A 12,475-nucleotide genomic window follows, 5' to 3' on the forward strand; every position below is an offset into this window, starting at 1 on the left:
TCCACACCCACAACATCATAGCCAACATACACATCACACGCGGGGGGGGCGCCCCCCCCCCCCCCCGCGACATTCGGGTCAGCTGAAGTACGCGTCGGCGGGATACCACACTCCGCCGCCGCCGATGGTGAGGGCGTTTCCGGGGTGGAACTCCGCCACGGAGATGGCGCGGTTCGACGAGGGCGTGGCCCAGAAGGCGTACCCCTTCTCACCGATCTGCCTGTTCACCTCTCCCCAGGCGGCCGCCTGGTCCTCGGGCGACGCGTCACGGGCTGTCTCCAGTGCCGCCTGGAACTCCGCGTCCTCGTGCTTCAGGTAGTTGCTTCCGGTGTTGGAGATCTGGTTGAAGAACGCGGGGAAGGGGCTCACGAAGGGCAGCCGCAGTGCGACGATGACGTCGTAGTTGCCCTCGACCGTCTGCCCCGCGAACTGCGTGAGATCCGCGGCGTTCACCTCCACGTCGAAACCGAGCTCGGTCAGCACGAGCTCGAAGTAGTCGTGGTAGTACTTCTGGGTGACCGTGGACAGCATCCGCACCTTGACGTCACCGCCATCCGCCGCGTAGTCGGCGATGATGCGCTTGGCCTCCTCGATGTCCGCGTCGGGGTACGAGCCGGAGCTGCACGCATCGGTGTCGGGGACGAACGGCACGCAATCGTGATCGCCGTCCCACTCGATGGCGTCGGCATTGAGCACCGTGTTGGCCGACTTCGGGTCGATGCCCATCTGCACCGCGCGACGCACCTCCGGATCCGTCATCGGCCCGCGGCTGACATTCGGATAGAAGGACTGCGCCCCGAGCGAACCCTCCAGGTAGATGACGAAGTCGTCATTGTCCCGGAACTGCACCCATTCCGATCCCTGCAGCGGCGGCGCCAGGTCGAGCGCCTTGCTCATCAGCGCCTGGGTGCGCGTCTGCGCGTCTGCGATGGTGTTGAACCGGAGGGAGGTCAAGGCGACGTTGTCGGCATCCCAGTAGTCCGGATTGGCGGTCAGCGACATGTGGCTGTCGCGCACCCACTCCTCCATGACGAACGGGCCGGCAGCGACCGGCGCAGTCGAGAAGCCTTCGGGGTCTGCCTGCATCGCGGTGGGCGAGCCGATATATCCCAGAGTGGTGTTGTTGGTCAGCAGGGACGGGAAGGATCCGCTCGGACGCACCAGGGTGAACTCCAGCGTCAGCGGATCGAGGATCTCGATGGACTCCACCGATGACAGCAGCGATTTGGCAGGTGACGTACTGTCCTCAGCACGGTGGCGGTCGATGTTGAACAGGACGGCCTCGGCGTCATACGGGGTGCCATCGGTGAACTCGACCCCGTCCCGCAGCGTCAGCGTCCATACCTTCAGATCGTCCGATTCCAGCGACTGCGCCATCGCCGGCACGACTCCCCCCTCCTCGTCGTACTTCATGAGCGAGCCGAAGATGGCCGAGGCCCGATCGCCGCCGGATGTGAAGGCGGTCGACAAAGCAGTGGGGTCGAGCGTCCGGATCTCCCCGGTCGTGGCGACGACGGCATCCGTCCTGACCGATCCGGAGCCCTCGTCGCCGCTTTCTCCTGGCGGCGCACTCGAGCAGGCGGTCAGGACCAGGGCGAGCGCCGCGACTGCGGCGGACAGAGCTTGCAACTTCATTGATGCACCTCTCTTTTCGAGCGGGACAGTCCCACTCACGTTTGACGGCGAGGTCCTCGTCGCCCGAGGCGTCCTGCGTGCACCGGGAGTGCCGCAGAACGCCGCTACACGTTCGCCACGCGCGGAGGGAGCCCGGCGTCAGTCGACACCCGCTCTGCGCGCTGCCATACCCGTTCCACCGCCGCCGGCTCCGGGATCAGCCAGAACCGGTCGGTGTGGACGGAGTCGGCTACGAGTTCGCCGACCTCGCGCGCAGGCTTGCCGAACTCGGCGAGCTTTCGCACGACATCCTGCCTGGCCTCGCGCTCCGCCTCGGTCAGAGGCTCGTCGCGGTACAGCCACCCTTGGTCGGGGTTCTTCAGCATGGAGTTCTGAGTGAAGCTCGGACACAGGCACGAGACCCGCACCGCCGAGCCCTGCCGAGCCAGGTCCGCACCGAGGATCTCGGCGAACGAAGCCGCGGCATGCTTGCTGGAGGCGTACGGTCCCATGCGCCCTGTGGTGATGCCCTGCATCGAAGCGGTGATGATCACGTGCCCCACGCCGGCTTGCATCATCGAGGGCAGAAAGGCCTGCACGGTGGCGATGGCCCCGAACACGTTGAGGTCGTATACCCAGCGCCATTCGTCGAGCGGGATCTCCCACGCGGGGCGCTCGCGGCCGCCCGACCCGGCATTCGCGCAGAGCACAGTGACCGGCCCGAGGGCGGCGCGGATCTCCTCCGCCGCGGCACCCAGCGACGCCGGGTCGCGCACGTCCGCGCGCAGGCCGAGGACGGTGGCGCCTTCTCCTTGCAGACGGTCGACCGTCCGTGCGAGCTGGTCTTCCTGGATATCGATCAGCGCCAGCGCGAACCCCCGCGCGGCGAGCGCCTCAGCGATCCCCTCGCCGATCCCGTTCGCTCCTCCGGTGATCACGGCGACGCCGTTGTCGCGATTGCCGTTCATGCGTTCCTCCCTTCGTGAGCTGCGCCGTCGCAGCTCAGGCAGCTCGAAAAGTCGGGACGCCGTCGCCCCGGGGTTCCTCCACAGCCCACCCGAGCGACACCGCGCGGCGAACGCGCGCCAAGGTGTCGCCGAACGCGAGGAACCACTCGTCGTTCACCAGGTCGGCGAAGCTCTTGCGACCACCCCGCCAGGGAATCGTCCCTGCGATCTCGTAGACCGTCAGCGGACGGTCGCCCAGCGCGGCACGCACAGGTGTCATCTTGGTGTCGACGTAATCGAGGTGGCTGCGGATCAGCCCGTCCACGTCTTCGACGAGCGGACCGTGCCCTGGCAAGCAGACTCTGATGTCCAGGTCGCGCAGACGGCGCAGCCCCTCGACATAGTCGGTCAGCGGATCGTGAGCGGTGAAGGGACGCACCGTCACATGTGGGTTGCCGTTTCCGCGCGGGAGCATCGCGTCGCCACTGAACAGCACACCGGTGGCCTCTTCGAACAGCGCCGCGTGCCCGGGGGTATGCCCCGGGGTCGGGAGGACCCTCAGCCGCCGTCGCCCCACTTCCAACACCGCATCGTCTTCGCACCACCGCATCACGCGAGCGACCAGCGGGTGGTCCGGCTGCTTCGTGTCGACGATCATCGCAGCTGTGTGGGCAGGGAAACCGAAGCCGCAGTACCAGTCGATGGCCGCCTGACGGTGCGGGAGCCCCTGGTAGTTGGACATCGCAGCGACCGTGGGCTGCTCATCACGATGCAGGCTGACCGGCAGCGGGTCGCCCCCCCGTTCGCTGAGGTGCTCTGCGAAACCGGAATGGTCGCGGTGAGCGTGGGTCAGGAAGATCCCGCCCAGGGGAGCGGAGGCGGCCTCGGCGAGCGCGGCGAGCGCGTCCACATGCCGCGTGGGCACGTCGTTCCACCATGCCGTATCGACCGCGAGCGCGTCGTCGTCACCCATCAGCAGGTAGGCGTTCGTGGTGATGCGATACGGCCTGCTCACCATCTCGGCTTCGACGCGCCAGATCCCCGGCAGCACCTCTACCGGCTCGCCCTCGTTCTCACACATGGGTGCCCCCGCGCCCCTGACCCACCTCAGACGTAGAGGTGCGCTTTCACGTCGAGCGCCGCGACGGCGCCGTCTTCGTCGATGACCAGCGGATTGAGGTCGATCGACTCGATCCGCTCGTCCCGCATGAGCTCGGTCAGCGCATCGACGACCGCGCGGAAACCGTCATGCCGCGCAATGGCAGGCACATAGCGCTCGAGCGTCCGCGCCAGCTGCACCTGCGACAGCGGCAGCATCCGCACCCCGACGCGCTTGTCCTCTACGCCCGACCCGCCCTCGCCGATGGCCACGAAAGGCTGCCCCTCCGCGCTCCGGGACAGCCCGACGAAGTGCTCTTCGTCGAAGCTGACGCGCTCCGAGAACGTGATGTCTCCGTCGAACAGGGCGCGCAGGTAGTCGACAGCGGCGACCCCCGCGGCCTCGTCCGGGATGTGGGTGAGCACAGCGCCCGCCTTCGCCCGATGCGCGAGGTCGGCCTCGGCCTTCGCGACCAGCGGATACCTCGCAGCAGCGAGCGCCGCGCGGGGGTTCTCGTCACGACCGACCCGCCACTCCTCGGGCCAGCGGAGCGGAACCCCTGCCAGCAACCCCCGCATCTCGGCGCCGGTCACGACGCGTGTCCGGCCAGCCGGGTCACCCTCGAACCGGATTCCGACGTCCTGCGTGCCGGCATCCCCGCTCGAGAAACGCGACAGCGCGCTGAGCTTGGCCACCGTCTGGGCGCTGCCGAGCGCGACGGTCGTCCGCTCGTAGAGGTTCGATGTACGGAACTCCCGGCGATCGGAACTCGTCGCCAACACGGGGTGCTTACCCGCGTGCAGGGTGAGGTTGATGGCATCCATCACCCAGCCGACATGGGGGGTGTACGTCGGGTCGGGGACGTCGAACAGGTGCACGGCGATGTCGACGTTCTCATCGCGGATGACGGCGCCGACCACGCGGCGGAACTCGTCGGGCCGACCGAGCAGCCCTGCTCCCATGTCGTAAGGGTTGTAGGCCTTGTCCGCATGCTCGGCACCCATGAGCTCGACGGCGGTCTCGCGCTCGAAGGCGGGCAGCACGAGGTCGGTGCCGTCGATCTGGTCGCTGAACGAGATCAGCGCGCCGCCGCTGCCCCCGAAGACACCGATACGCCCTTCGCCCCAGCGCCGGTAACCGGAGGAGTCCAGAGCGGCCAAGGAGGCCACCATCGCGTCGATGTTCGAGACGATGGTGACACCGAATTGCTCGGCGATGCCCTCGACCAGCCGCATCGGCGAGCCGATCGCCCCCGTGTGCGAGGCGGCGATCGCCTGCCCCTTGCTCGACCGCCCGGCGAGGAGCGCGACGATCGGGATGTCGCGGCGCGCCGATTCCTGCGCCAGCGCCGCGAACTCGGAGAGGTCCCCGACCGTCTCGATGTACACACCCAGCGCACGCACGCCCGTGTCCAGGAGCGCGCGGCTGACCGTGAGGTAGTCCATGACGGCCGACCCGCCGAGGGAGAATGCCGAGTGGATGCCCAGTCCGGCCGCGCACGCCGACGACAGGCAGTTGATGAGCATGCCGCCCGACTGACTGACAAGGCCGATGCCGCCCGCTCGCACCGGCTCACGCAGGCGGCTGATCATGACATTCATCCCGTGCTGTGCTGAAAGGAACCCGAGGGATTGCGGACCGAACAGCGGGATGCCGGTGCGCTCCGACCACGCCACCAGCTGACGCTGGGCCTCGTCGTTGCCGCTCTCGCCGAACCCGCCGGTGAACACGTTGACCGCGACGACGCCACGGCCCTCCAGCTGCGGCAGCAGGTCGAGCACCTGCGGCGCGGAGATGAGCAACCAGACGATCCCCAGAGCGCCATCGACCTCGTCGATGGACGCGACCGCCGTGCGGCCGAACATCATCCCGCCCCGTCGGCTGACCAGGTTGATCCGCCCGGCGAACGGCAGATCACCCTGGGTGAGCGAGTGCATGATCCACCCGCTCGTACCTCCGGACTCATTGGCGCCCACGATGGTGACCGCCTCCGCCTCCCAGATCCTGGCGAAGGCACCCGACCAGTCGGGCGTGGTCGTCTGGTTGCTCGTCATCTCGAGTGTCACTGTTTCGTTCCCTTCACGGCCGGCCGGGTCATCGACCGTGGAATTCGGGGGGAGGCTGCTTGTCGAGCCAGGCGATCACCGACTCCTGGTGGTCCTCACTGAGCATGGTGAGTCCTTCCAGCGCTGCGCCGGCGGCGTTGTTGCGGAAGAACTGCTCCTTGGCCATGTTGTTGAAGATCTTCTTCGTCCAGCGCATGGCGAGCGGCGGCAGCGTGGCCAGATCCTCGGCGATCTCACGGGCCGTCGGAATGACCTCGGCGTGAGCCACCGCGTGATTGACCAGCCCGATCCGCTCCGCCTCGGCGCCTGTGACGAGCGTGCCGCGCATGATCATCTCCTTCGCGCGCGGCAGCCCGACCAGGGCCGGGAACATGTAGGCCCCGGGGGACATCAATCCCCGACGCGTGTGAGGATCCCCGATCTTGGCGTCTTCATCCATGACGGTGACATCCGAGTACAACGCCAACCCCAGCCCGGCGCCGATGGCGTGCCCCGTGATCGCCGCGACCATCGGGATCTCCATGCTGAGGATCGCCATGGGGAGCTCGTCCGACCTGTCCACCGGAATCCGGGCCACCCAGTCGGGGTTCTCACGCAGGTTGCCCATGCGCTTGGCCTGCTCACGCATGCCGCCGACGTCGCCGCCCGACGAGAATTTGTGCCCCCGACCCTGGATGAGGATCGCCCGCGGCCTCGGGTCGTAGCGCACGAGCCGGAAGAACTGGGTCAGCTCAGGGGTCATCTTGTCGCTCGGGTTGGCCCGGTTCGGGTCGGACCCGAGTGTCACCACGCACAGTCTGCCGTCGAACTCGACCTCGATCGCCCGGAAGTCCGGGTACTCGGGCGGCTCGGTCGGGGCCTTGCGGTGGCCGTCCTCGCCGATGAGGGAGCCGGTCTGGCTCATCTCAGGACTCCTCGACGGAGCGAATCGACAGGAGCGACGGGCCCTCGGCGTCGGCGAGGAACTGGATCGGCCGCAACGTGATGTCTGCGATGGTCGAGATCGCCGAGACGGGATAGCGCATCCGCATCCCGGGCAGACCCCAACCATCCGCGTCGAACTGCCGGATCTCCGGGGTGCTCACCTCCGCCACCTTGAACGTGAAGTTCTCCGCGACCTGCACGATGCGCAGGCCCTTCGGGGTGTCCACCAGATCGACGCTGGAGTTGATGCCCATCGAGCTGCCGGCGGTCAGGATGGGCTTGGTCGTGACGATCTGGATCAGTTCCCGGCCACCGTCCTCCACGCTCAGATGACTGCCGTCGTGGTAGCGCTTGAGCTTGACCGAGTCAGCCGTTCGCAGTGGGATCCCCCACCCTGAGCGCAACGGCTCCACGGCGTCGGGGTTGTCGGTCAGGGCCGCGAGCTGGAAGATGCGGGGGCGGTAGCCGAACCGGCAGAGCACCCCCACCTGTGCGATCGAGGTCTCCCCCCACGGGGTCTCCGGGAAGTGATACGCCCGGACCATCACGAAAGACGGACCCCGCAGCGGCGCCAGTGACGACGGCAGATAGTTCTGCGCCGTGAACATGTCCATCTCATAGATGACCTGAAGGAATCGCGCGTCGGGGAACGTCAGCTCCTCGGAGGCGAAGCTCTCGATGAACGGCGCGTCCTTGGCGAGGTCGTCCAAGGACGCCTCACCGAACTCCGCCCAATCGGGGATGAACTGCAGGGTCGTCTTCGACCCGGTGGTGTTCGTCATCGTTCGCTCCTCACGCGTTCTTGAACTTGGGCATGACTTCGCGCGCGAACACGCGCATGCTGTTGAGGACGTCCTCCTGCTCGAGGCACTCGGTGGCCTGGACGACGAAGTTCATGCCGTCCACCCCGATCGACTCCCACTTCTTGATGACGCCGATGATGCGCTCCGGGTCGCCCACGGCGAGACCCGGCGGGATGCCGGTGTCGTCCGTCGCTCCCAGAGCCTCCTGACGCAGTGTCGGGAGGAATCCGCCGACCTGGTAGGTGGGCGACGAGTAGACCTCTTTGACAGGGGCACCGTGCGAGGTGCCGTAGTTGAAGTTGTCCAGCAGCCCGCGTCCGATCGTGGCCGCCCGCTGCGGATCCTCGTCGCAGAACATGAAGTTGACCGTCTGCACCTGCTCGTTGACGAAGGCACCGACCGGGTCGCAGTTGCGGATGATGCGGCGGTAGTTGGCGATCTTCGCCTCTTGCGCCCCGTATCCACCCATGCTGAGACCGAAGGAGCCGAGGCCGCGCTCGGCCGCGTCGATCTCAGTGCCCTCGCTCGTGACGGCGACCCACATCGGGGGGTGGGGGTCCTGGTACGGCTTGGGGATGACCTCACGCTCCGGCATGCTGAAGAACCGCCCCTGGTGCGAGAACGTCTTCTGGGTCCACATCTTGGGAATGGCGCGGACGTACTCGTCCCACGATTCCTTCGTCGTGTGCGGGTCGGCTCCGAAGCCGCCCAGTTCACCCCATCCGCCCGATCGTCCGGTGCCGAGGTCGACGCGGCCGCCGGACAGATAGTCCAGCACCGCCGTACGCTCGGCGACCTTGATGGGGTGGTTCATCCCCGGAACGAGCACCGAGATGCCGAAGCCCAGCCGGATGTTCTTGGTCTCCCGGGCGAGGGCCCCGAGGAACACCTCCGGGGCGACCGAGAACGAGAACGGCGACGTGAAGTGATGCTCGACGAGCCACACGTAATCGAAGCCCAGCTCGTCGGCGAGCTTGACCTGCGCGATCGTGTTCTCATACGCCTTGAGGATTCCCTCTCGGCTCGTGTCGAACGAGCCGATCTCGTACAGCAGACCGAATTTCATGGGTGCCTTCCTTCCGCGCTCTCAGCGCTCGTTACGTTCCGCGAATTCTGCGAGAGTCCTCTTGCCCACGATGAGCTTCTGCAGTTCTATGACGCCCTGTCCGACCTCATAGAACTTGCCTTCGCGGTACAGCCGTTCGAGGACCATGTCCTGGGTGAACCCGTACGCGCCGCAGACCTGCAGCGCGAGGCTCGTGACTTCACGCGCCATGCGCGAGCAGACGATCCTTGTCGATGCCGCGATGGCCTTCAGAGCGGGGTCTCGCCGATCGACGGCTTCGGCCGCCCAGTTGACCATCGCGCGCGCGCCCTCGACCTGCGCGACCATCTCCCCGATCAGCACCTGCACGGTGGGGAACTTCGCGCCGATCGCCTCGCCGCGGTGCTCTCGCGACGTGGCGTAGGCCAGAGCCTCCTCTACGGCGCGACGCCCGATGCCCACACAGATGGCGCTGGCCCGCACCTTGGCTTCGGCTTCGGTGCCGACCATGATGTCGAACCCGTTGGTGCCGTCACCCAGCAGAGCCGAATCCGGCACGCGGAGGTCGATCGTCACGGGAGCGGTGCCCTGACCACCGAACGCCATCATCTTGATCGGCGCATGAGGCTGCCAGCCGGGATCGGTCGTGTCGATCAGGAACGCCCCCATCTCCCGCTCGCCTGTCTTCGCGAACAGCAGCGCGACGTCCGCGTAGGGGGCGAAAGACGTGAACATCTTGGACCCGGTGATGACCCATCCGTCGCCGTCGCGCACCGCGCGAGTCGTGATCTGGCGCGGGTCCGAGCCGGTCTGCGGCTCCGTGAACGACCACGCTCCGAGCAACCCCCCGCTGATGAGGCCTTCGCCCCACCTCTGCTTCTGCTCGTCCGTACCGAATGCCTGGATCGCACTGGCGACCTGCACGGTGGGGCCGGAGTAGAGCGCGGCGCACGCACCGTGACTCGCGACCTCCTCGATGGCCTCGACATAAGCCCTGAACGACCCCTCGTGCCCCGCGGCGGCGTCGGAGAAGGGCATGGTCGGCAGCCCCAGTTCGCACAGCAGCTGCCAGAGCTCGCGGGAGAACTCCTGCTCTCGGTCGACTCGCGCGGCCAGGTCTCGGATCCGAGGCCCCGCGGCACGGAGAGCGGCGAGGATGTCAACATCCAGTTGCTGGGAAACGACCACGCTCACGAAAGGGCTCCTCGATCTACAGAACGGCCACGGGGGCGATCGGACTGCCGGTTCCGCCGCGGATCCGCAGCGGGCTGGCGATGAACAGGAAGGCCGTCGCGTCGCGACGGGAGAGCTCCTCGAGATCGAGGAACTCCAGCAGGTAGATACCGCAGTCCCGAATGAGGAACTGATGCACCGGGCACACCGTGCCCGGTGCCCACGGGATCACCTCGACACCTGAGTTGTCGGCGCCGACCAGGGCGACGTCGTGGCGGGCGAGATACTCGGCCGCATCGAGCCCGATTCCCGGGCGATCGCCGTGATAGCGCACGTCGTCCGACTCCCACGCGGTGATCCAGCCCGTCCGGATCAGGACGCAATCACCCGCCTGCAGGGCTTCGCCGGCGGACTGCAGCGCTTCCTCGATGTCGGCGGCGGTCACCTCGTACCCGGGGTCGAGCCGCGTCACGCCTTTGGTCTTGGCGATGTCGATGAGAACGCCCCGTCCGATGAACGGAGGAGCCTTGTCGATGCCGAGCCGACGCAGACCATTGCTGCGCGCGGCCCGGTGGTCGTATCCGTTGAACATCTGGTCGTCGTACCAGACGTGACCGAGAGCATCGAGATGGGTCACGCTCCCGTGCGTAGCCCAGGACAGGTGATCCACGGCTGTCTGGAATCCGCTCGGCGCCTTCGCTCCCGCCAGGTAGTCGCCGGCGTCGTGCAGCATGAAGTGCTGCGGGGGCGCACCGTTGCGCGGCGCCTTCGGGTCGCCGATCACCTGGGACAGCTGCACCACTTCGCCGCTGCGCGGCAGCGTGAGGGCCGCGAGGAGCACCTCGGGACTGAGGAGATTGGCCGCGCCGGCCTCATCGTCTTCGCCCCACCTGCCCCAGTTGGACAGCTCCGGCCGAGGCGGGGTCTCCCCCTCCTCGCTCGCGCGCGGGTTCCAGGCTGCGCTCACCGCCGAGCGTCCTGGCGATCGAGGATGCCCTTCATGTTCGAGTACATGAACTTCTCGAGCACCTCGTCCGGCAGATCGAGGTTGCGGGCATCCGTCACCGCTTTGGTGAGGTTGATCAGCGGGTAGTCGGTGCCGAAGATGACCTTGTCCGCCCCGGGCTGCGCGTGCCAACGCCCGCCCATGAACTCGAGCAGCTCTTTCGGGTAGCGCTTGGGCGACCAAGCCGACGTGCAGATGTAGAGGTTCTCGTGCTTGGCTGCGAGGTGCGCCATCATGCCGACCCACGGGTCGCCGATGTGATGCCCCACGATGGTGAGGTCGGGGAAGGCGAGCGCGACATCGTCCAGGTGCAGCGGATAGTTCGGATAGGTCGGCCAGAGCGGACCGGGCATGCCGATGTAGGTGAAGACGAACAGGTCCAACTCCACGCACTTCGCGTACAGCGGGTAGAACCATTTGTCGTTCGCAGGCGTTCCATACGGCGCCGGAAGGATGTGCACGCCGCGGATGCCGTACTTCTCCTTGTGCTCCTCGAGGATGCGCGGGTTCTCCATGAGGTCCCAGAACGATGCCGGACCCTGCCGGGGCGGCAGGATCGTCCCGGCGTGCTCGTAGCGCCCCGGGAACTGCTTCATGATGTCGACGTGCTCCTGGACGCGGCTCTCCAGCTCCGAGCGCTCCGCCTGGTAATAGAGCGATGCCTGGAAGATCGCCAGTTCGACGTTGTTGTCGATGAGCTCCTGGTTGCTCTCCTCGGCCGTCGCCGGCTTGGTGACGGGCTTGTTGCCACCCTGGTCGAAGAACCGCATCGCACGCGCGCGCTGCGGGTCCTGCCGCCACGACTCCTGATCACCGAAAGTGTCCGCCGTGGTGGCGGCCCACCCTGGGTGGTAGAAAGCGTCAATCACCGGTCCGTCGTACATGCCTGTCTCCCTTGATCAGCTGTTGGCGTGTCTTGCGTGTCTGCGCGGAGCCGCGTCGCGTCGCGCTGCAGGCGCGCCCGCTCCAGGACTGCCTCGATGAGGTCGGGCGTCGCCTCTGCGGCTGCAAGAGGCTGCGTCTCCCCCTCCTGGTACACGGCGGCGAGGTATTCGTCGGCCGAACGTCCGCGCATAAGTCGTTTCGTGAGCCCCAGGGCGTGAGCAGGCGCCAGGCGCAACTCATCGAGCAGCTCCTCCAACGCCTGATCGACGTCATCGTCCTCGCAGACGCGGGAGACCAGACCATGCGCCTGCGCCTCGTCCGCCGGAAGGAGGCGCCCGGTGAGCAGGATGTCCCGGCCCACCGCGCCGGCGAGCTCCGGGAGCAGAAAGGTGGCGCCCGCATCGGGGGCGTAGCCGACGTGGACGAAACTCAACCGGATCGTGGCGCTTCGAGCGCACAAGACCAGATCCGCACTCATCGCCAGCGCGGCTGCCGCGCCGATCGCCGCACCTTCGATGACACTGACGACGATCTGGCCCATCTCGGTGATGGCACGGATCGTGCCGTCCATCCGGGTGCGGTAATCCTCGACGTAGTCATCGGGCAGCCCTGCGGCCAGCTCGTTCAGATCGCCGCCGGACGAGAAGACTCCGTCTGCTCCGCGCAAGACCACGAAGCGGATATGCGACAGTGTGCGCACGTGGTCCAGCTGGGCCGCGAGAGCATGATGCATGGCACGCGCGACGGAGTTCATCCGGGGCCCACGTAGTGTGAGGTAGGCCACATCACCTAGTTCGGTGAACTCGACATCGGGTTGCACATCTCGAACATATCTGATCAAAGATCAATGGTCAATAAACTTGATCAAATATTCGGATCGGGTCTCCATGTCCCGCGAGACCACGCGCGGGAC

At 67.0% G+C, this 12,475-nt stretch carries 11 protein-coding genes; all 11 read right to left on the minus strand.

Annotation, left to right across the window (positions count from 1 at the left end):
* Positions 1–78 precede the first annotated feature (78 nt).
* The 11 genes from NQ160_RS00920 to NQ160_RS00970 all read right to left on the minus strand — a co-directional run bounded on the left by NQ160_RS00920 (position 79) and on the right by NQ160_RS00970 (position 12,382).
* A complete protein-coding gene (locus NQ160_RS00920) occupies positions 79–1,635 on the minus strand; it encodes an ABC transporter substrate-binding protein (RefSeq protein WP_257513347.1) in 1,557 nt (518 codons plus the stop codon).
* Positions 1,636–1,739: 104 nt separating this feature from the next.
* Positions 1,740–2,582 carry an SDR family NAD(P)-dependent oxidoreductase gene (locus tag NQ160_RS00925; protein WP_257513349.1) on the minus strand — a complete coding sequence of 281 codons (843 nt, stop codon included), beginning with the start codon at positions 2,580–2,582 and terminating at the stop codon, positions 1,740–1,742.
* A gap of 34 nt (positions 2,583–2,616) precedes the next feature.
* A complete protein-coding gene (locus NQ160_RS00930) occupies positions 2,617–3,642 on the minus strand; it encodes an MBL fold metallo-hydrolase (RefSeq protein WP_257513350.1) in 1,026 nt (341 codons plus the stop codon).
* A 26-nt stretch (positions 3,643–3,668) separates the two neighbouring features.
* Positions 3,669–5,726: an acetate--CoA ligase family protein gene (locus NQ160_RS00935; protein WP_257513351.1), complete on the minus strand. Its 2,058-nt coding sequence runs from the start codon at positions 5,724–5,726 to the stop codon at positions 3,669–3,671.
* Positions 5,727–5,754: 28 nt separating this feature from the next.
* Complete coding sequence (locus NQ160_RS00940; RefSeq protein ID WP_257513352.1) at positions 5,755–6,630, minus strand: enoyl-CoA hydratase/isomerase family protein; 876 nt, start codon at positions 6,628–6,630, stop codon at positions 5,755–5,757.
* A 1-nt stretch (position 6,631) separates the two neighbouring features.
* Positions 6,632–7,432: an acetoacetate decarboxylase family protein gene (locus NQ160_RS00945; protein ID WP_257513353.1), complete on the minus strand. Its 801-nt coding sequence runs from the start codon at positions 7,430–7,432 to the stop codon at positions 6,632–6,634.
* A 10-nt stretch (positions 7,433–7,442) separates the two neighbouring features.
* Positions 7,443–8,519: an LLM class flavin-dependent oxidoreductase gene (locus NQ160_RS00950; protein WP_257513354.1), complete on the minus strand. Its 1,077-nt coding sequence runs from the start codon at positions 8,517–8,519 to the stop codon at positions 7,443–7,445.
* A gap of 21 nt (positions 8,520–8,540) precedes the next feature.
* Entirely contained in the window at positions 8,541–9,692 is a 1,152-nt protein-coding gene (locus tag NQ160_RS00955; RefSeq protein WP_257513355.1) for an acyl-CoA dehydrogenase family protein, read from the minus strand.
* 16 nt (positions 9,693–9,708) lie between these two features.
* Positions 9,709–10,638: a cyclase family protein gene (locus NQ160_RS00960; RefSeq protein WP_257513356.1), complete on the minus strand. Its 930-nt coding sequence runs from the start codon at positions 10,636–10,638 to the stop codon at positions 9,709–9,711.
* The gene (locus NQ160_RS00965) at positions 10,635–11,546 is read right to left on the minus strand and encodes an amidohydrolase family protein (protein WP_257513357.1); all 912 of its coding nucleotides are present in this window, start codon (positions 11,544–11,546) and stop codon (positions 10,635–10,637) included. Before NQ160_RS00965 ends, NQ160_RS00960 begins: the two co-directional genes overlap by 4 nt.
* Positions 11,543–12,382 carry an enoyl-CoA hydratase/isomerase family protein gene (locus tag NQ160_RS00970; RefSeq protein ID WP_308211425.1) on the minus strand — a complete coding sequence of 280 codons (840 nt, stop codon included), beginning with the start codon at positions 12,380–12,382 and terminating at the stop codon, positions 11,543–11,545. The genes NQ160_RS00965 and NQ160_RS00970 overlap by 4 nt, the downstream gene beginning before the upstream one ends.
* Positions 12,383–12,475: the final 93 nt, after the last annotated feature.

Source organism: Microbacterium sp. zg.Y909 (assembly GCF_024626565.1).

Bases quoted from the DNA above. Each gene is read 5' to 3' on its own strand.
- NQ160_RS00940 (WP_257513352.1), bottom strand. From the start codon at position 6,630: ATGAGCCAGACCGGCTCCCTCATCGGCGAGGACGGCCACCGCAAGGCC.
- NQ160_RS00920 (WP_257513347.1), bottom strand. From the start codon at position 1,635: ATGAAGTTGCAAGCTCTGTCCGCCGCAGTCGCGGCGCTCGCCCTGGTC.
- NQ160_RS00950 (WP_257513354.1), bottom strand. From the start codon at position 8,519: ATGAAATTCGGTCTGCTGTACGAGATCGGCTCGTTCGACACGAGCCGA.
- NQ160_RS00925 (WP_257513349.1), bottom strand. From the start codon at position 2,582: ATGAACGGCAATCGCGACAACGGCGTCGCCGTGATCACCGGAGGAGCG.
- NQ160_RS00930 (WP_257513350.1), bottom strand. From the start codon at position 3,642: ATGTGTGAGAACGAGGGCGAGCCGGTAGAGGTGCTGCCGGGGATCTGG.
- NQ160_RS00945 (WP_257513353.1), bottom strand. From the start codon at position 7,432: ATGACGAACACCACCGGGTCGAAGACGACCCTGCAGTTCATCCCCGAT.